Origin of the sequence: Micromonospora sp. DT178 (assembly GCF_049841695.1) — a bacterium.
Taxonomy (GTDB): domain Bacteria; phylum Actinomycetota; class Actinomycetes; order Mycobacteriales; family Micromonosporaceae; genus Micromonospora.
Genome location: NZ_JBNCKV010000005.1, coordinates 351060 through 369550, shown reverse-complemented (window position 1 = coordinate 369550; position 18491 = coordinate 351060). Strand labels below are relative to the sequence as shown.

21 protein-coding genes are annotated in these 18491 nt (G+C 73.2%); 5 read left to right on the top strand and 16 right to left on the bottom strand.

Annotation, left to right across the window (positions count from 1 at the left end; translation table 11 throughout):
• The first annotated feature begins 104 nt into the window (after positions 1–104).
• Both ACLQ22_RS12595 and ACLQ22_RS12590 read left to right on the top strand, forming a co-directional pair.
• Entirely contained in the window at positions 105–893 is a 789-nt protein-coding gene (locus ACLQ22_RS12595) for a thioesterase family protein (protein WP_425692415.1), read from the top strand.
• Positions 894–999: 106 nt separating this feature from the next.
• Complete coding sequence (locus ACLQ22_RS12590) at positions 1000–1713, top strand: DedA family protein (RefSeq protein WP_425692414.1); 714 nt, start codon at positions 1000–1002, stop codon at positions 1711–1713.
• Between the two features lie 58 nt (positions 1714–1771).
• On the opposite strand, the gene ACLQ22_RS12585 is transcribed toward ACLQ22_RS12590, so the two are convergent.
• The 13 genes from ACLQ22_RS12585 to clpB form a co-directional block, all read right to left on the bottom strand.
• Positions 1772–2149 carry an ArsR/SmtB family transcription factor gene (locus ACLQ22_RS12585; protein ID WP_007073957.1) on the bottom strand — a complete coding sequence of 126 codons (378 nt, stop codon included), beginning with the start codon at positions 2147–2149 and terminating at the stop codon, positions 1772–1774.
• Positions 2150–2206: 57 nt separating this feature from the next.
• Complete coding sequence (locus ACLQ22_RS12580; RefSeq protein ID WP_425692413.1) at positions 2207–2746, bottom strand: orotate phosphoribosyltransferase; 540 nt, start codon at positions 2744–2746, stop codon at positions 2207–2209.
• 169 nt (positions 2747–2915) lie between these two features.
• Complete coding sequence (locus ACLQ22_RS12575; RefSeq protein ID WP_425692412.1) at positions 2916–3725, bottom strand: SDR family NAD(P)-dependent oxidoreductase; 810 nt, start codon at positions 3723–3725, stop codon at positions 2916–2918.
• Between the two features lie 8 nt (positions 3726–3733).
• Positions 3734–4408 carry a hypothetical protein gene (locus ACLQ22_RS12570; RefSeq protein ID WP_425692411.1) on the bottom strand — a complete coding sequence of 225 codons (675 nt, stop codon included), beginning with the start codon at positions 4406–4408 and terminating at the stop codon, positions 3734–3736.
• A gap of 72 nt (positions 4409–4480) precedes the next feature.
• Positions 4481–5326: a hypothetical protein gene (locus ACLQ22_RS12565; protein WP_425692410.1), complete on the bottom strand. Its 846-nt coding sequence runs from the start codon at positions 5324–5326 to the stop codon at positions 4481–4483.
• A 111-nt stretch (positions 5327–5437) separates the two neighbouring features.
• Positions 5438–7006, bottom strand: coding sequence for a polyamine aminopropyltransferase (locus tag ACLQ22_RS12560; protein ID WP_121397272.1), 1569 nt, complete (start codon positions 7004–7006; stop codon positions 5438–5440).
• Positions 7003–7803 carry a hypothetical protein gene (locus ACLQ22_RS12555; protein ID WP_425692409.1) on the bottom strand — a complete coding sequence of 267 codons (801 nt, stop codon included), beginning with the start codon at positions 7801–7803 and terminating at the stop codon, positions 7003–7005. The genes ACLQ22_RS12560 and ACLQ22_RS12555 overlap by 4 nt, the downstream gene beginning before the upstream one ends.
• A complete protein-coding gene (locus ACLQ22_RS12550) occupies positions 7803–8225 on the bottom strand; it encodes a DUF350 domain-containing protein (protein ID WP_089002664.1) in 423 nt (140 codons plus the stop codon). The genes ACLQ22_RS12555 and ACLQ22_RS12550 overlap by 1 nt, the downstream gene beginning before the upstream one ends.
• 31 nt (positions 8226–8256) lie before the next feature.
• A complete protein-coding gene (locus ACLQ22_RS12545; protein ID WP_089002665.1) occupies positions 8257–8682 on the bottom strand; it encodes a DUF4247 domain-containing protein in 426 nt (141 codons plus the stop codon).
• Positions 8679–9185 (bottom strand): DUF2617 family protein, encoded by a 507-nt coding sequence (locus ACLQ22_RS12540; protein WP_121397276.1) that lies wholly within the window; start codon positions 9183–9185, stop codon positions 8679–8681. Before ACLQ22_RS12540 ends, ACLQ22_RS12545 begins: the two co-directional genes overlap by 4 nt.
• Entirely contained in the window at positions 9185–9811 is a 627-nt protein-coding gene (locus tag ACLQ22_RS12535; protein ID WP_366641397.1) for a DUF4178 domain-containing protein, read from the bottom strand. The genes ACLQ22_RS12540 and ACLQ22_RS12535 overlap by 1 nt, the downstream gene beginning before the upstream one ends.
• Before the next feature lie 279 nt (positions 9812–10090).
• Positions 10091–10471, bottom strand: a complete 381-nt coding sequence (locus ACLQ22_RS12530) for a hypothetical protein (protein ID WP_425692408.1) — start codon at positions 10469–10471, stop codon at positions 10091–10093.
• 146 nt (positions 10472–10617) lie between these two features.
• Complete coding sequence (gene clpB / locus ACLQ22_RS12525; protein WP_425692407.1) at positions 10618–13209, bottom strand: ATP-dependent chaperone ClpB; 2592 nt, start codon at positions 13207–13209, stop codon at positions 10618–10620.
• Positions 13210–13455: 246 nt separating this feature from the next.
• Between clpB and ACLQ22_RS12520 the strand changes: the two genes are divergently transcribed.
• The 3 genes from ACLQ22_RS12520 to ACLQ22_RS12510 all read left to right on the top strand — a co-directional run bounded on the left by ACLQ22_RS12520 (position 13456) and on the right by ACLQ22_RS12510 (position 15779).
• Positions 13456–13956, top strand: a complete 501-nt coding sequence (locus ACLQ22_RS12520; RefSeq protein WP_101413558.1) for a cation:proton antiporter regulatory subunit — start codon at positions 13456–13458, stop codon at positions 13954–13956.
• A 7-nt stretch (positions 13957–13963) separates the two neighbouring features.
• The gene (locus ACLQ22_RS12515; RefSeq protein ID WP_425692406.1) at positions 13964–15169 is read left to right on the top strand and encodes a cation:proton antiporter; all 1206 of its coding nucleotides are present in this window, start codon (positions 13964–13966) and stop codon (positions 15167–15169) included.
• A gap of 178 nt (positions 15170–15347) precedes the next feature.
• Positions 15348–15779, top strand: coding sequence for a hypothetical protein (locus tag ACLQ22_RS12510; protein ID WP_121397281.1), 432 nt, complete (start codon positions 15348–15350; stop codon positions 15777–15779).
• Positions 15780–15962: 183 nt separating this feature from the next.
• On the opposite strand, the gene ACLQ22_RS12505 is transcribed toward ACLQ22_RS12510, so the two are convergent.
• The 3 genes from ACLQ22_RS12505 to dnaJ form a co-directional block, all read right to left on the bottom strand.
• Complete coding sequence (locus tag ACLQ22_RS12505; RefSeq protein WP_425692405.1) at positions 15963–16172, bottom strand: hypothetical protein; 210 nt, start codon at positions 16170–16172, stop codon at positions 15963–15965.
• 609 nt (positions 16173–16781) lie between these two features.
• Positions 16782–17222 (bottom strand): heat shock protein transcriptional repressor HspR, encoded by a 441-nt coding sequence (locus ACLQ22_RS12500; RefSeq protein ID WP_121399143.1) that lies wholly within the window; start codon positions 17220–17222, stop codon positions 16782–16784.
• Between the two features lie 46 nt (positions 17223–17268).
• Positions 17269–18462 (bottom strand): molecular chaperone DnaJ, encoded by a 1194-nt coding sequence (gene dnaJ, locus ACLQ22_RS12495; RefSeq protein ID WP_121397283.1) that lies wholly within the window; start codon positions 18460–18462, stop codon positions 17269–17271.
• Positions 18463–18491 lie beyond the last annotated feature (29 nt).

Sequence of the window (18491 nt, the reverse complement as noted above, 5' to 3'; positions counted from 1 at the left end):
GCGGCGGCCGTCACCCGGCCGGTGCCGGGCGGCAGCGGGAGACCGTCACCGGCGGGCGGCGGGACGCTGTCGGCCGTCGCTGGTCGCGGGTATGGTCGCCGGCCATGACCACGTACGAGGCGTTCTACGAGCCGGCCGGCGGTGGCCGGTTCGGGTCCACCCCGGCGACCGCCGGCCCGTGGGATCCGGCCGCCCAGCACGCCGGCCCGCCGTCGGCCCTGCTCGCCCGCGCGCTCGCCGGGCACGACCCGGTCGACGGCCAGCTCCTCACCCGCGTGTCGGTGGACATCCTGCGCCCGGTGCCGGTGGCTGAGCTGACGGTGCGGGTCCGTACGGTCCGGGCCGGCCGGCGGATCACGCTGGTGGAGGGGGTCGCGGAGGCCGGCGGGCAGGAGGTGCTGCACGCCCGGGGCTGGCGCATCCTGGCCCCGGCCGAGCCGACGCCCGCGACGGCCGACGACGGGCCGCCGGTGCCGGGGCCGGACGCGGGCGCCGAGCCGGAGCACTGGGCCGCCGCGCACTCCGCCGGCTACCTGTCCGCCATGCAGTGGCGTTTCGTCTCCGGCGCGTTCGCCGAGCCGGGCCCGGCCCGGGTGTGGGTACGGCCCCGGATTCCGCTGCTGCCCGGCGAGCCCGTCCGCCCGGCGGAGCTGGCGCTGCTGGTGGCGGACTCGGGCAGCGGGGTGAGCGCCCGGCTGGACCTGGCCCGCTGGCTGTTCGTGAACGTCGACCTGACGGTGACCCTGCACCGGCCGCCGCGCGGCGAGTGGCTCCTGCTCGACTCGGACACCACGATCGGGCCGCACGGGTCCGGCGTCGCGGCGAGCCGGCTGGCCGACGCCGAGGGCACCGTGGGGGGCGCGGTGCAGACGCTCGTCGTGGCGCCCCGCTGAGGCGGCGCGGCAGCTCGCGCGGTGTGACGTCGAGCACCGGCGCGGCGGGCAGCCACCTAGACTACGGACGATCCGTCACCGACCGGCATACATCGGAGGTCGCCTCGTGCCGACGCCCACCACCACCCTGGCCCTGGGGCCGAGCTGGCTCGATCCAGAGGTGTTGATCTCGACATTCGGGCTGATCGGCATCCTGGTGATCGTCTTCGCCGAGTCCGGCCTGCTGATCGGGTTCTTCCTGCCGGGGGACTCGCTGCTGTTCACGGCGGGGCTGCTCACCGCGGACGGGAAGTACATCACCTACCCGCTGTGGCTGGTCTGCCTGCTCATCACCATCGCGGCGATCGCCGGCGACCAGGTCGGGTACGCGTTCGGCCGCAAGGTCGGCCCGGCGCTGTTCCGCCGGCCGAACTCGAGGTTGTTCAAGCAGGAGAACGTGCTCAAGGCGCACGAGTTCTTCGAGAAGTACGGCGCGCGCTCCATCGTGCTGGCCCGTTTCGTGCCGATCGTGCGGACGTTCACGCCGATCGTCGCCGGGGTCAGCCGGATGAACTACCGCACGTTCGTGATCTACAACGTGATCGGCGGCGTGCTCTGGGGCACGGGCGTGACCGTGCTCGGCTACTTCCTGGGCCAGATCCCGTTCGTCAAGGCGAACATCGAAATGATCCTGATCGGCATCGTGCTGATCTCGGTGATTCCGATCGCCATCGAACTGCTCCGGGCGTGGCTGGCCGCCAGGCGTGGCACCACCCCGCAGGAGCGGGCCGCCGCCGAGGAGGCGATCCGGGAGACCCGCGAGCACTACGGCAAGCACTGACCGACCGGCCGTCCGGCGCCGTCCCCGGTGGGGGATGGCACCGGACGATCGGTGAAGGTCAGCGCGCCTTCTTGGTGGCGCGCTTGCGCGGCGGGGTCAGCAGATCGGCGATCGTGGCGATCGCCGTCGGCACCAGCCGGTAGTACGCCCAGACACCGCGCTTCTCCCGCTCCAGCAAGCCGGCCTCGGTGAGGATACGCAGGTGGTGACTGACCGTCGGCTGCGAGAGGCCGAGGGGCGCGGTCAGGTCGCACACGCACGCCTCGCCCTCGGGTGCCGACTGGATCAGGCTGAGCAGCCGAAGTCGAGCGGGGTCGGCGAGGGCCTTGAGGACCCCCGCGAGACGCTCGGCATCGGCACGTTCGATCGGCTCGCCGGCAAGCGGCGAGATCTGAGGCATAGTCATTTCGGCCAACGCAGTTCCCACGTATTCCATCCTTCCACCAGCAGCATCGATCCGCCTGCATATCGGCGGATCCGAATCGGCAGACTTTTACGCCACAAGGCCGAGGTCAGCCAACGTATAGGCCGCTCGATACGGCAATCCGGCGGCTCGCACCGCGTCGCCGGCGCCTCGATCAACAATAACCGCCACACCCACGATCTCGGCCCCGACCTCGCGAAGGGCCTCGACCGCCATCAAAACACTTCCCCCGGTGGTGGAGGTGTCCTCCACCGCCAGCACCCGCCGGCCGGCCACGTCCGGCCCTTCGATCCGGCGCTGTAGCCCGTGCGTCTTACCCGCCTTGCGGACCACGAACGCGTCCACCGGGCGATCGGTTCCGGACGCGGCGTGCACCATCGACAGCGCCACCGGGTCGGCGCCCAGGGTCAGCCCGCCCACCGCGTCGTACTCCCAGTCGGCCGTCAGGTCACGCATCACGCGCCCCACCAACGGAGCGGCCTGGTGATGGAGCGTGACGCGACGTAGATCGACGTACCAGTCGGCCTCGCGGCCTGAGGAGAGCACCACCCGGCCGTGGACCACCGCCAGGTCAGTGATGAATTTACGCAGGTCGTCGTGGTCCCCCATGCCGATAGAGGGTACTGCTCAAGTCTGGGAGTCGTGTGCGGGGTCCACCGGGATCAGCCCTGGGGACGACGGGCGGGTGGCGGTGCCCGGCTACGCTGAGCGACCGTTCAGCCGGACATATCGGACGATCGACGAAGATCGACGGGGCGAGCCGGCCCCGGCCCGTCGGTCAGCCGCCGTCGCGGCCGATCCGGCCCCGGGTGTCCCGGGAGACGGCTTCCAGCAGCCGCCGGGGCGCGTGCCGCAGTCCCGCCACGGCGAGCTTGTACTTCCACGCGGGAACGCTGACCAGCTTGCCTTTCCGCAGGTCACGCAGGGCCTCGTCGACCACGTCGTCGGCCCGCAGCCACATCCACTCCGGCGTCTTCGACATGTTGATGCCGGCGCGCTCGTGGAACTCCGTACGCGTGTAGCCGGGGCAGAGCGCCATCACGCGTACGCCGAAGGGCCGGGCGGACTGGCCGACGGACTCGCTGAAGTTGGTGACCCACGCCTTGCTGGCGGAGTATGTCGAACCCGGCATGACCGCGCCGAAGCCCGCCACCGAAGAGACATTTATCACTGCCCCACGGCGCCGCTCGGTCATCGGACGCAGGGCCGCGAGGGTCAGCCGCATCACGGCGTGCACGTTGAGCCGCAGCAGCCGCGCCTCGTCCTCGGCGGAGGACCGCAGGAACGGGGTGTTCAGGCTGATCCCGGCGTTGTTGACAAGCAGCTCGACCGGCGACCCCTCGGCCAGCCGCCCCTCGACCGTCGCGCAACCGTCGTCGGTGGACAGGTCGGCCGGGATCGTCTCGACCTCCCGGCCGTGCCGAGCGGTCAGCTCGGCGGCCGTCGCGGCCAGCCGGGTCGCGTCCCGGGCCACCAGCACCAGGTGCCAGCCGTCGGCGGCCAGCCGGCGGGCGAAGGCGGCACCGATGCCGGCGGTCGCTCCGGTGATCAGGGCCCGCCGCTCGCTGGCCGGCTGGTCGAGCGTCACGGGCGGTCCTACCTCGGCGGGTACGGGGGCGCGGGCGGCGCCCCGGGCGGCTGGTGCGGGGGCTGGACGGGTGGCGGCGCGGGCGACGCCGGAGGGTGGTGCGGGGCGGACGGCGCGGGCCGCCGACGGAACCAGGCGCTCGCCGCCGGCAGTGCCAGCAGCACGGCTACCACAAGGTAACCGAGCACCTGGCCGACGGAAAGCCCCGCGCCCAGCGGAATCCACCAGGACGGGTAGGCGTCGGCGAGCAGGCCGAGGAGTTCCGCCGTCGCCCGGTCGTCCTCCCCCGACCCCAGCGGGGTGGCACGCTGACCGACCAGCAACGCGAGCCCGCAGCACCCGGCGATCAGCCCCAGCCCCGAGACCACCCAGGTCGCGGTGCGGGCGCCGTCCCGGCCGGCCCGCAGGCCGAGGGCGAGACCGGCGAGGAGCAGCCCCGCGAGCAGGCTCACCACCGCCGTCAGCACGGTGGACACGCCCAGCAGGGTGACCGTCCGGTCGATCTGGTCCGGGCCCGCCGAGGTGCCCCCGGCGGCGGCGCGGAACCGGTCGACGGTGCCGCCCCGCGTCGCCACACCGGCGGCGGCGTACGCGAGGGCGGCGACCGCCATCAGCGCCAGCAGCGCCACGGCCGCCGTGACCACGGCCGGGCGGCGGGCCGGTGCCCGATCGGGGTGCGACACGACGAGTCCCTCCGGTAGGCGTCGGGTTGCAACCTACTCGGAGGGACCGTCGGCGTCGCTGTTATCGACCGGTCAACTCACCGGCGGCGGGGTCGGCCCGGGACGGTCCGACCCGGGCTGATCGCCACCCGGGTTCGATCCCGGCTGGCCCGGCTGGTCCCCGCCGTACGGCGCGGACGGCGGCTGGTCGCCCGGGGTCGGCGGGTAGCCCGGCTGGTCGGACGACTGCGGCTGGCCCGGCGTCGGCGGGTACCCCGGCGTGGGCGGGTAGCCGGGCTGGCCGGACTGCGGGTAGCCGGGCTGGCCACCGGACTGCGGGTAGGCCGCACCCGGGACCGGCGGCTCCCAGCCCTGCTTCGGCTTGCGGAAGAACTCGTTGGCCTTCGGCAGCGCCAGCAGGATCAGCGCGGCGAGCAGCGCGAGCAGCCCGATCACGGTGAGCAGCGTGGTGACCGGGGTGAACCAGCCGGGCAGCGCCTCGTCGAGGCGGCGCTGGATCTCCTCCGGGCTCGGCCCGTCGCCGGTCGTCTGACCGGTGCCCATGCCGCCGCCCACTCCGCTGACCAGGCCGCCGCCCGTGCAGCAGACCATGATGCCGCCGAGCACCCAGGTGGTGATCCGCGACCCGTTGCTGCCCCGGTTGTTGAACACCCCGAGCACGGCCAGCACGACCGCGATCAGGAGCACGAAGACCGCGCCACCGATGGTGATCATCGTGGTGATGTCGGCCAGGTTCTGCGTGCCGTTGGCGTCGGTGCCCCGGTACGCGTCGTCGAGCACCTGCGAGATGGTGCCGACGGTGGAGAGCGTGATGATGAGGCCGATCAGCTGGGTGAGCGCGAACAGCCACAGCAGATACGTGGATATGGTCACCACACCCGGCCGGGTGCGGGCCGGCGTGTTGTGGGAATCGACCATGATTCTCCTTCCCTAGATCGCGGTCACACCGTATCCAGGTCGGGCCACTCCGGCACGTCAGACGGACATTGACCCGCCGGGACGGCGGCGATCGCGGGCCGCCGGGGCGTCTCAGTAGCCGCGCCACTCCGCGCGGGCGTACTCCAGCACGCGGGGCTGGAGCAGGGTGGAGGCCGGCACGTCCACCCGGCGGCGGTCGGCCGGGAAGTTGCCGGCGGCGGTCAGGGTCGCCGCGTCGAGGAAGCGCAGCCCGGGGGCGCCCGGCGGCAGGGCCAGGGCGGGCGCGGTCGGGCCGGGCGCGGCCAGCAGGAAACCCCAGTCGCCGAAGGACGGCACGTCCACGTGGTACGGCGTGGTGGCGAAGCCCGCCTCGCGCAGCGACGCCTCGATCGACCAGTACGACCGGGGCGCGAAGTACGGCGAGCCGGACTGCACCACCAGCCGGCCGCCCTCGGCGAGCACCGTCCGCACCAGCGCGTAGAACTCGACGGTGTAGAGCTTGGCGGTGGCCGTCTCGTCCGGGTCGGGCAGGTCGGCCACGACCGCGTCGAACCGGTCGGCGGCGGTACGCAGCCAGGCGAACGCGTCGGCGTGCACCACCCGCACCCGAGGGTCGTCGAGCGCCCCGCCGTTGAGCCGGCGCAGCTGCGGCTCGCTGCGGGCCAGCGCCACCACCGCCGGGTCCAGGTCCACCACCGTGATCCGCCGGACGTCCGGGTAGCGCAGCAGCTCGCGTACGGCGAGGCCGTCCCCGGCGCCCAGCACCAGCACCTCGCCACGCGGGCCGTTGAGCACCGGATGCACCAGCGCCTCGTGGTAGCGGTACTCGTCGACCGAGCTGAACTGGAGGTCGCCGTTGAGGAAGAGCCGCAGGTCGGTGCCGGCGCGACCGGTCTCGGCGACCGAGCGGGTGAGCACGATCTCCTGGTACCGGCTGCGCTCGGCGTGCACCACCGGATCCCGGTAGAGCTGCTGGCGGGCGGTCAGCTCGAAGTCGTGCGCGGTCACCCACGCGTACCCGAGGCTGACGAAGACCACGACGCTGCCGGCGCCGAGCGCGACGCGGGCCCGGCGGCTCAGCTCCCGCCGGAAGACCGTGCAGACCAGCGCGAGCCCGGCGACGGCGTTCACCGCGCCGACCACCAGCGCCCCCTTGAGCTGGCCGAAGACCGGCAGCAGCAGGAACGGGAAGGCCAGCCCGCCGAGCAGCGCGCCGACGTAGTCGGCGGCGAACAGGTCCGCCACCGCGCTGCCGGCGGCCTGCTCCCGGATGCGTTGCAGCAGCACCATCAGCAGCGGGATCTCCGCGCCGATCAGCAGCCCGAGCACGAAGGCGGTGCCGATCAGCGCCGGGCCGTAGAGGTCCAGCCACGCGAAGGCCGCGTAGAGGCCGAGCACGGAGAGGCCGCCGAGCAGGGCCAGGGCCAGCTCGATCGCGGCGAACGCGGCGGCGGCCCGGGGCTGCAACGGCTTGGCGGCGAGCGCGCCGACGCCCATCGCGAACACCATCACGCCGAGCACGATCGACGCCTGCCCGACCGTGTCCCCGATCAGGTAGCTGCCCAGGGCGACCAGGGCCAGCTCGTAGACCAGGCCGCAGGCGGCGCAGACGAAGACCGCGACGAGCACCGCCGCGCGGGACAGCCGCCACCGCGCGGGTGCCGGCGCCTCGACGGTCACCGACCCTCCGGCGTACGCCCGGCGGCCCGGACGTCCTTCGTCCGCCCCTGCCGTTCGGCCTCCTTGCGGCGCTGGCGGCCGCGCTGCCAGAAGCCGGCGGCGAAGAGCAGCGCGGTGAACAGCAGCAAGCCGACCGCGGCGAGCAGGTAGCCCCAGCGGTCACGCCAGAGGTCGCTACCGGCGTCCGGCAGCGGTGGCGCGTCGGCCGTCGCGGCCGCCGGGGTCGGCGCCGGCTCCACCACACCCGCCTCGGCGGCGAGCAACGGCAGCGAGACGGCGGCGCGGGTGACGGCCCAGCCGGGCTCGTCGACGAAGGCGTCCTCGGTCAGCCCGAGCCGTTCCAGCCCGCTCTGCATGCGGTAGCGGGCGGTGGTGGAGATGTCGTCGGAGGTCTCCACGGTGATGCGGGCGAAGTCGTTGCTCTCGCTGCTCTCCGAGGTGTACGCGACCTGGGCGACCACCTGCACCCAGCGCGGGCAGGCGGCGTTCTCCTCGACCGCGATCCCGTCGCCGAGGTTCGACCCGACGCTGAGGTCGGTGTACCTGTAGAAGTCCCGCAGCACCCAGCCGTAACAGATGCCCTGGCTGGCGCTGGAGCGCTGGAGGATCGGCACGGTGTCGCCGCGCTCCTGCGAGGTCGGCGGCAGCACGTCGTCCCCGCCCCCGTTGCGGTTGAACACGCCGATGCCCACGCAGCACAGGACCATCACACCGATAACTACCCAGACGATCCAGGTGCCCTGGTTCGCGTTCGCGACCGCCGCCTGCTGCCCGCCGGGCTTCTTCGCCGTCGCCATCAACTGATCGCGGCGGCGATGATCGCGCCGGTGGCGAGGTGCACGACGGCGGAGACCCAGACCGCCGGGTGCGGCTGCTGGTCGACCAGGATCTCGCCGAGCTTGCCCGGCGTGGCGACGTCGAGCAGCACGAAGGCCGCCGCCATGATCACCAGGCCGAGGATCCCGTACGCGGACGCGCCGACGATGCCGAGCACGAAGTCGTCGTCGCTGGCGGCGATCGCGGCGACCACGATGATGCCGACGCCGGCCAGGTTGGAGGCGAGCAGCAGCGCCGCGTTGCGGTTGCGCTCGGTCCAGATCAGCTGGTTGAGCCGGCCGGGGGTGGCGAGGTCCACCAGGACGTAGCCGATGCCCATCAGCAGGACACCGACCGCCCCGTAGGCGAGGGTGACCAGCAGATCGGTGACGAGGGTCTGCACAGGAGGCTCCAGGGTGAGGGGGGTCGGTGCGTCACTTGCCGCTGCCGGGGCCGCCGCCCCGGACGGTGCTGCCACGGCCCCAGCCCCAGTGGGAGCCGACCGTGGAGTGGTAGCGGGGATAGGCGGTGCTCATGCGCTCCAGCAGGATCACCGAGCCGGCGGCGATCGGCAGGATCACCACCGAGTCGTCGTCGTAGCGCAGGTAGACGCCGCTGCCGTCGACGTACTGGTCGGCGGGCTGCCACGCGTCGGTGACCTCCTTCGCCACCTGACTCGGCGAGCGGGGCGAGGTGTAGGCGACGGCGTTGCGGCCGATGTCGTGGCTCGCCGCCCGCTTGTACTTGTCCTCCACGTAGCCGCGCGGGGAGAAGCTGCCGTAGAAGATGGCGAAGGCGGCGACCAGGGCGCCGATGACGGCGAACGCCACCCCCACCACGAACCAGCGTCGGTACGTCATCGCAGTGCCACCACCGTCTCGGTCAGGACCAGCTCGTTGGTCTGGGGATACGCGTGCCAGGTGCGCCAGGCGAGGGTGCCGGCCGGCGGATCGGGGCGGACCGCCAGCGCGGTCACCGCGTCGACGTCGCCGGGGAACACACCCACCAGCGCGTACGGGTCGTCGGCCAGGTCGGCGCGGAGGGCGGCGACCTGCTCGCTCAGCCCCGTGCCGGCGGGCCGCAGCACGGTCGCCGTGAAGTGGTAGCCGCTCGCCTCGTCCCGCACCGCCGGCGGCAGCTCGGGCGGGCGGCCGGGCAGGCAGGCGACCGTCTCGGTCAGCGTGGCGCCGGGCGCGTGCAGGACCACCTGGTGCGAGGCGCCGAGCAGCCGCAGCCGCAGCCGGACGCCGCCGGGCAGGTCGAGGTCGAGCACGTGCAGCGCGGGCCGCTCGACGTCGTCGAGCGCCAGGCTGAGGTCGGCGGCGCTGGTGTCGACGTACGGGGCGTCGAGGGTGACGAGCATCAGCCCACCTCGGACTGCGGGTAGATCATCACGTCGCCGCGGTGCAGCAGCTCACCGAGCGCCACCTCCCAGCCCGCCTCGCCGTACGCCTCGAAGGAGAGCCGGGCGCCGCCGGGCGCCTGGTAGTCGTGGTACCGCATGGTGCCGGTCGGGTCGAGCCCGGTGTTGCCGACGGCGGTGAAGCGCGCCTGGCCGGACTCGTTCCAGTTGTAGCGGCGGCCGGCGAAGTCGATGGTCGGCGCGCCCGGGGTGACGGTGGCGCCCTGCTCGGCCCCCCACAGCACCAGCTCCAGCTCCGGGTCCTCCTCGACGGAGAGCCAGCGCCGCACGCCGGCGGCGTCGTCGAGCAGGTGCTCGGCCCAGCTCCAGCCGCCCTCGACCAGGCGGATCGAGCCGCGCACCGCGTACGACACGCCCCGGATCTCGACGATGTCACCGGGCTTCAGCCGGCGCGGGTCGCCGCGCAGCGCGTCGGCGTCCCGGTCCCGCAGCGGGTCGCCCGGCCCCTTGGCCCGTTGCTGCGGGCGGGAACGCGTCCGGTTCCAGGCCACCACGGCCACCACCAGGCCGCCCACCCCGACCAGACAGCCCATCGCCGCCAGTACGAATGCGATCGTCCCGCTCATCCCGACCACCTCCCCAGGTACGTCGGCGAGGACGGTAACAACCCCGCGCACCTGGGGAAACATGCTGTCGCCTGAGTGAGGGAACGGTCACCCGGCGTACTCCGCCGGGACCGTCCCCGGTGTGCCCCCGGGACCGTCCCCGGTGCCCCCTCGGAACCCGTTCCGGGCGTGCTCCCGGGGCCCTTCCGGGCGTGCTCCCGGACCCTTCCGGGCGTGCTTTCCGGCGAGCCGTTCCCGGGCGGCGGGTCGGCCGCGGGGCTGTTCCCGAGCGCCGGGGGGTCAGCCTCGGGAGAGGTGCGCGGTGGCGTACTCGCGCAGGGTGGTGCGGCCCATGACGCAGCCCGTGAAGGTGCCGAACTCGGCCGGGTCGCCGCCCAACGCCGTCCAGGCGGTCCGCCCGGCCGCCGGGTCGACGCCTTCGATCAGCGTGGCGGCGTAGACGCGCCCGGCCGGGGTGGCCTCGTCGAGCAGCCGGTCGAGTTCCCCGCGTACGCCCTCTGGGTCCTCGGCGAGCGCCGCCTCCACCCGCCGGTACGCCTCGGTCACCGGCAGCACCGTCCCGGCGATCCCCACCCCGCCGAACGCCACCGTGTCGGCCTGCCGCAACTCGTCGAGCGCCGCCTGGATCTCCCGGTCCCTTTTCTTCCCGATCCCGAACATGCCCCTGTTCCTTCCCCCGCCGCGCCCCGCCCACCCTGTCGATCAAGAGGTTTGCGTCGTCGACGGAGCGCTGCCGGGACGCGAACCTCTTGATCGTCACGGGCTCGCCCCGGTCGGCGGCGCCGGCCGGGGCGAGGTGGAGCGGGTCAGGCCGCCGCGACCGTCAGGGCGTCCCTGGTGTCCGCCAGGTCGACCTCGACCGTGTCGCCGTCGCGGATCTGCCCCGACAGGAGCGCCTTCGCGAGCTGGTCGCCGATCGCCGTCTGGACCAGGCGGCGCAGCGGGCGGGCGCCGTAGATCGGGTCGTAGCCGTGCTCGGCGAGCCAGACCCGGGCCGGCTCGGTGATCCTCAGGCCGAGACGGCGGTCGGCGAGACGCTTGCGCATCCGGTTGAGCTGGATGTCGACGATCGCCCGCAGGTCGTCCCCGCGCAGCGCGGCGAAGACCACGATGTCGTCGAGGCGGTTGAGGAACTCCGGCTTGAAGTGCGAGCGGACCACCGCCAGGACGCCCTCCCGGCGCTGCTCCTCGGCCAGCGTCAGGTCGCCGATCACCGACGAACCCAGGTTGGAGGTGAGGATCAGGATCGCGTTGCGGAAGTCCACCGTGCGGCCCTGCCCGTCGGTGAGCCGGCCGTCGTCGAGCACCTGGAGCAGGATGTCGAAGACGTCCGGGTGGGCCTTCTCGACCTCGTCGAGCAGGATCACCGAGTACGGCCGGCGGCGCACCGCCTCGGTGAGCTGGCCGCCCTCCTCGTAGCCGACGTAGCCGGGCGGGGCGCCGACCAGCCGGGCGACGGAGTGCTTCTCGCCGTACTCGCTCATGTCGATGCGGACCATGGCCCGCTCGTCGTCGAAGAGGAACTCGGCGAGCGCCTTGGCCAGCTCGGTCTTGCCGACGCCGGTCGGGCCGAGGAAGAGGAAGCTGCCGGTAGGGCGGTCGGGGTCGGCGACGCCGGCCCGGGCGCGGCGGACCGCGTCGGAGACCGAGCCGACCGCCTCGGCCTGACCGACCACGCGGGCGCCGAGCGACTCCTCCATCCGCAGCAGCTTGGCGGTCTCGCCCTCCAGCAGCCGGCCGGCGGGGATGCCGGTCCAGGAGGCGACCACGGCGGCGATGTCGTCGGCGCCGACCTCCTCCTTGAGCATCGCGCCCTCGGCCTGGAGCCGGGCCAGTTCCTCCTCGGCCTGCTTCAGCTCGGCCTTGAGGGCGGGGATCCGGCCGTAGCGCAGCTCGGCGGCCCGCTCCAGTTCGCCGTCGCGCTCGGCCCGCTCGGCCTCGCCGCCGAGCCGCTCCAGCTCCTCCTTGGCCGTGGAGAGCTTGGTGATGTGGCTCTTCTCCAGCTGCCAGCGCTCCGACAGGACGGTGAGCTGCTCCCGCTTGTCGGCCAGCTCCTTGCGCAACCGCTCCAGCCGCTCGGCGGAGGCGGCGTCCGGCTCCTTGGCCAGCGCCATCTCCTCGATCTCCAGCCGGCGCACCGCCCGCTCGATCTCGTCCACCTCGACGGGCCGGGAGTCGATCTCCATCCGGAGCCGGGACGCGGACTCGTCGACCAGGTCGATCGCCTTGTCCGGCAGGAACCGGTCGGTGATGTAGCGGTCCGACAGGGAGGCGGCGGCGACCAGGGCGGCGTCGGTGATCCGGACGCCGTGGTGCACCTCGTAGCGCTCCTTCAGGCCGCGCAGGATGCCGATGGTGTCCTCGATGGTCGGCTCGCCGACCAGCACCGGCTGGAAGCGGCGCTCCAGGGCCGGGTCCTTCTCGATGTGCTCGCGGTACTCGTCCAGCGTGGTGGCGCCGACCATCCGCAGCTCGCCGCGGGCCAGCATCGGCTTGAGCATGTTGCCGGCGTCCATCGAGCCCTCGCCCTTGCCGGCGCCGACGACGGTGTGCAGCTCGTCGAGGAAGGTGATGACCTGACCGTCGGAGTTCTTGATCTCCTCCAGGACGGACTTGAGCCGCTCCTCGAACTGGCCCCGGTAGGAGGCGCCGGCCACCATCGCGCCGAGGTCGAGCGAGACGAGCTTCTTGTTCCGCAGCGACTCGGGCACGTCGCCCGCGACGATCCGTTGGGCCAGGCCCTCCACGATGGCGGTCTTGCCGACACCCGGCTCACCGATGAGCACCGGGTTGTTCTTGGTCCGCCGCGACAGCACCTGGATCACCCGGCGGATCTCCGAGTCCCGGCCGATGACCGGGTCGATCTTGCCGTCGCGGGCGCTGGCGGTCAGGTCCACGCCGTACTTGGCCAGGGCCTGGTAGGTCTGCTCGGGGTCGGCGCTGGTGACCCGCCGGTCCCCGCCGCGCACCGACGGGAAGGCGGCGACGAGGGTCTCCTCGGTGACACCTGCCGACTTCAGCGCGTTCGACACCGCGCCGCCCACCCGGGCCAGGCCGGCGAGCAGGTGCTCGGTGGAGGTGTACTCGTCGCCGAGCGGCCGGGCGATCTGCTCCGCGGCCCCGATGGCGTTGACGAACTCCCGGGCCAGGGTCGGCTCGGCGATGCTGGAACCCCGCGCGGCGGGCAGGTTGTCGACCGAGCGCTGGGCGACCCGGCGCAGCTCGCCGGGATCGGCTCCGACGGCGCGCAGCAGGCCGGCGGCGGTCGAACCGTCGGTGTCCAGCAGTGACAGCAGTAGGTGCCAGGGCTCCACGGTGGCGTGGCCACGCTGGTTCGCCAGCGCGACGGCACCGGTGATGGCCTCGCGGCTCTTGGTGGTGAGACGTTCCGTGTTCATGGGCTCCCCCGGATCGGCGTGTCCACTGGAAAGGACACAACCAGAGTTGAGCCTATTCCGCTCAACCCTGGCCACGTGAGCTGGCTCACACCTTCTGCGCCCCCAGGCCGGACTCTTCCGGCCTCGGCGTCCGACCCCTGCCGGGCCGAGTCGTACGTCCGTGGCGGAGGAGCACTGACAGATCACTCAGTGACAAGCGACGTCCTGACAGGATCCGCAGGTGACGGCGGGGAGTAGCCTGACCGCGTGCGCGTACGTGTCGAACAGACCGCCCTGCCTGGCATCGGGGTCCGTCACGATCTGCTGACGGAATCCGGCCGCCGCCTCGGCGTCGTCTCCCACCGCAATGGCCGCCGTGACCTCGTCCTGTACGACCCGGACGATCCCGACTCATGTCAGCACGACATACCGCTGACCGACGACGAGGCGGAGGCGCTCGCCGACATCCTCGGCGCGTCCCTGATGCTGGGCCAGCTCTCCGGGCTGCGCGACCAGGCCGCCGGGCTGCTCACCGAGCAGATCGCCATTCCGGCCGGGTCGAAGTACGTCAACCGGAAGCTCGGCGACACGCAGGCACGTTCCCGCACGAGCGCCTCGATCGTCGCGGTGCTGCGCCACGGTGAGGTGATCGCCTCGCCGGACCCGTCCTTCCGCTTCGCCGCCGGTGACGTGGTGGTCGTCGTCGGGACCCGCAGGGGCCTCGACGGAGTGACAGCCATCCTCGCCGACAGTGACCCGGACGGCTGAGGCGCGGATGCACGAGACCACAACCCTGCTCGTCGAAGTCGGCGCGCTGCTGTTCCTGCTCGGCCTCCTCGGTCGGCTGAGCCGCCGGATCGGCCTCTCGCCCATCCCCCTCTACCTGCTCGCCGGGCTCGCCTTCGGGCACGGTGGCTTGCTCCCCCTCGCCGCCAGCGAGGAGTTCTTCGCCGTCGGCGCCGAGATCGGCGTGATCCTGCTGCTGGTGATGCTCGGCCTGGAATACTCGGCCAACGAGCTCGTCGGCAACCTGCGCGCCGCGGCCCCCGCCGGGCTCATCGACGGGCTGCTCAACGCGCTGCCGGGCGCGGCGTTCGCGCTGCTGCTCGGCTGGGACTGGGTCGCCGCCCTGGTGCTGGCCGGCATCACCTGGGTCTCCTCCTCCGGCGTCATCGCCAAGGTGCTCGGCGACCTGGGTCGCCTCGGTAACCGGGAGACACCGGTGATCCTCTCGGTCCTGGTGATCGAGGACCTCGCCATGGCGTTGTACCTGCCGCTGCTGACGGCCGTGCTCGCCGGCACCGGCCTGCTCGGCGGCGGGATCGCGCTCGGCGTCGCGGTCGGCACCGTGCTCCTGGTGCTGGTGGTCGCCATCCGGTACGGCAACCTGATCTCCACCGCGATGTCGGCGAAGGACCCGGAGGCGCTGCTGCTCGGCGTACTCGGGATGACCCTGCTGGTGGCCGGCATCGCGGCGAAGCTCCAGGTGTCGGCGGCGGTCGGGGCGTTCCTGGTCGGCATCGCGCTCTCCGGGCCGGTGGCGCACCACGCCACGGAGCTGCTCACGCCGCTACGGGACCTCTTCGCGGCGGTCTTCTTCGTCTTCTTCGGCCTGGTCACCGACCCCCGGGACATCCCGCCGGTGCTGCTGCCCGCGCTCGCGCTGGCCATCGTCACGATGGCGACGAAGACCCTCACCGGCTACCTGGCCGCCCGTCGGGTCGGCATCGCCGAGCCCGGTCGGTGGCGTGCCGGTCTGGCCCTCGTACCACGGGGTGAGTTCTCCATCGTCATCGCGGGCCTCGCGGTGGCAGCCGGCAGCGTCGAGCCGAAACTGGCGGCGCTCGCGACGGCGTACGTGCTGATCACCGTGGTGACCGGGCCGATGCTGGCACGGCTGCCCGACTTCGCGTGGTTCAAGCGCTGGCTGCGGCAGCGCGGCGCCGCGCAGCGGGCCCAGCCGGCACCCGTGGCGGAATGACCGACGTTGGCCGGGGGCCGGATCGACCGTACGGTCGGGTCGGCCCCCGGCCAACGGGTGGCGAATTGCTCCTCACGGGGTCTACCGCCGACCAGCGCTCCGGGTTACCGTTTCGCCCCAGCAGCCAGAGCTCGTGGGTGGCCGACGCCCTCGCGGGCTCAGAGCGGAAGGTTGGCCGGTGAGCGTGCAGGAGTCGACGTTCCACGGCTTCGCCAACCCCGTCGACCCGACCCCCGCCGAGTTGCGGGCGTGGGCCTACCAGCCGGACTCCGTACCGCTGACCTCGATGCCGCCGGACTGGGACCTGCTGGTCTCCGGCGACCGGCTGGTGGCGGTGCTCTTCGGCCTGGCGATGGACCCGGCCTGCCCCGCGCGCCGGTTCGCGCTACACTGCCTCTACATCTACGCCGCCGACGGCATCCGGACGAACTTCCGCGCCCACCCGAAGCGGCGCTTCCGCAAGCTCGTCGAGCAGGCCGAGCGCGACGGCGACGACCTGATGCGCACCTGGGCGTACAACAGCCGGGCGCTGCTGGCCCGCCCGGAACTCTTCGTCTACCGGGACTGGTGCGAGGGCGGCCTGGTCCGGGAGAACCGCCGCATCGCCTGAGCGACTCTCTGACGGACGAACGGGCCCGGACCCCCGCACGGAACCACGAGCGTCCCGACCCGCACCACCCGACGGCGAACGGGCCCGGACCCCCGCACGGAACCACGAGCGTCCCGGCCCGCAGTCTCGATGACGAACGGGCCGGGACCCCCCGTGGGTCCCGGCCCGCACGTCGGCGGATCGTCAGTGCTCCGGTCCGCCCTGCTCGCGGCGTCTCGCCTCGTCCCGTCCCCGGTCGGTGCCGTGGTCGGCCCGGTCGGCGGACGCGCCGTTCTTGACCTTGTCGGTGAGGCGGCCCTCGGTGACCCGGTCGAATCTCTCCCGGACGTTCTTCGCCACCTCGTCGAGCCGTTCCTCCGCCTGCTGGGCAACCTTCCTCGCGGCTTCCGTCATGGCTCCCCCTGCCATTGGAGTCCGGATTAAGCTGGTTGGACCTGATTCGCAGATTAGCGGATCCAGCGCCTCCCCCGCCGGCAAACCGGCAACCGCGCACGGGGTGGAACACCACGGGTGTCATTCGCGGCCGGTGACACCCGTGGTGTTCCACCCGTGGTACGGGCCGGGGTGGCGTTCGGCGCCGCGCCGGAGGCGGCGCGCCGGGACGGCCTTGCCCCGCCGGAACGGCCTTGCCCCGCCGGGACGGCCTTGCCCCGCCGGGACGGCCTTGCCCCGCCGGAACGGCCTGCCCCGCCGGCGACGCGGCGACGGCGACGGCGCACCCGGCGCGGGAGTCGGAAGGGTGGCCACACCCAGGCGGGGCAACCAGGCGGGGCCGGTAGCGCGCACCACGCCCGCCACCGGAGAGCCAGGCGAAAATGGCAAGACGGCCGCGCCCGGTGTGCGGTAGGACCGCCGGGGCGGAGAGGAAGGACGGCCGTGCTCGGATACGGCAGGGCATCGGCAGTGGCGGCCGCGCCCGGCCGCGGGAGGACCGCCAGGCGGAAACGGCAAGACGGCCGCGCCCGGCCGCGGGAGGGCGGCCGGGCGCGGTGAGGTGTCGCGTCAGCGCTCGGGGCCCCGGCGGGGACGCCAGACCACCAGCGCGGTGGAGGTGCGGTTGGTCGGCACCAGGTCGCTGCCCGGGAAGCGGGCCAGCGCCTCCAGCTCGGCGATCCGCCGGTACGCGGCGTCCAGTTCCGCCTCCAGCCGGGCCACCCGCTGCTGCGCCTGCTCCAGCAGCCGTTCCAGCCCGATGATGCGCTTGACGCCGGCCAGGTTGATCCCGTCGTCCTGGCTGAGCCGCTGCACCTCGCGCAGCAGCACCACGTCGCGGACGCTGTAGCGGCGCCCGCCGCCGGCGGCCCGTCCCGGTTGGACCAGGCCCAACCGGTCGTACTGGCGCAGGGTCTGCGGGTGCATTCCCGCCATCCGCGCCGCCACCGAGATCATCAGCACCTTGGCCTCGTAGGCAGGGTCACCCGAGCCGACGAACTCGTCCGACATCCCGCTCACCTCCGCGTGCACTCCACCGAGCCGACTGAACACCGGGTCAACTGAATCGACGTACCCGCGCCTCGAGATGTTCCCGGGCGGCCGGCGGGGTCTGCGCGGCGAAGCTCTCCAACGCCGCACGCGCCTCGTCGGACACCTTCGCGGGCACCACCACGTCGAGGGTCACGAGCAGGTCGCCCGCCTGGCCGTCCCGGCGGACCACCCCCTTGCCCCGCGCCCGCAGGATCCGGCCGCTCGGCGTACCCGGTGGCACCCGCAGGGTCACCGCGCCGTCGAGGGTGGGCACCCGCAGGTCCGTGCCGAGCACGGCCTCCGCGAACGTGACAGGCACCGTCAGCGTGAGGTCGTCGCCGGTACGCCCGAACAGTTCGTCCGGCCGCACCTTCACGTGTACGAAGAGGTCGCCCGCCGGGCCACCCCGCGCGCCGGGCTCGCCCCGCCCGGCCAGCCGGATCTTCTGGCCGTCCGCCACGCCGGCCGGGAAACGGACGTTCAGCGTGCGGGTCTTGGTGACCCCGCCGGTGCCCTGGCACTCGGGGCACTTCTCGTCCACGACCGTGCCCACGCTCTGGCAGTTGCGGCACGGCTCGGAGAAGCTGAACGACCCCTGGTTGCGGTTGGTCACGCCGGCCCCGTGGCACACCGGGCAGGTGCGCGGCTGGGTGCCGGGCTTGGCCCCGTTGCCGTGGCAGGTGTCGCACACCCCCGGGGCGCGCAGCGTCAACGGGAGCGTCACCCCGCGTACGGCGTCGCCGAAGTCGAGGGCCACCTCGGCCTCGACGTCCCGCCCCCGGGCGGGGCCACGGGCCGCCGCCCCGCCGGCGGGACCGCCGGCACCGCCCGAGAAGATCGAGCTGAACAGGTCCTGGAAGCCGGCCCCGCCGAAGCGGCGGTCACCGCCCCCGCCCGCGGCGCCCCCGAACAGGTCGGAGACGTCGAACGGCACGCCGCCGGGCTGGCCGGGACCACGGGCCCCGCGCCGGAACGCCCCCGAGCCGAACAGCGACCGCAGCTCGTCGTACTCCCGCCGCTTGGCGTCGTCGCCGAGCACGGCGTACGCCTCGGAGGCGGCCTTGAAACGCTCCTCGGCCTTCGGGTCGCCGGGGTTGTGGTCCGGGTGCGAATCCCGGGCCAGTTTCCGGTACGCCTTCTTGACGTCGTCGGCGGTGGCGGCCTTGTCCACGCCCAGCACGGCGTAGAAGTCCTTCTCGATCCAGTCCTTGGAACTCACCGGTCCACCCCCTTCCCTAGCTGGGGACC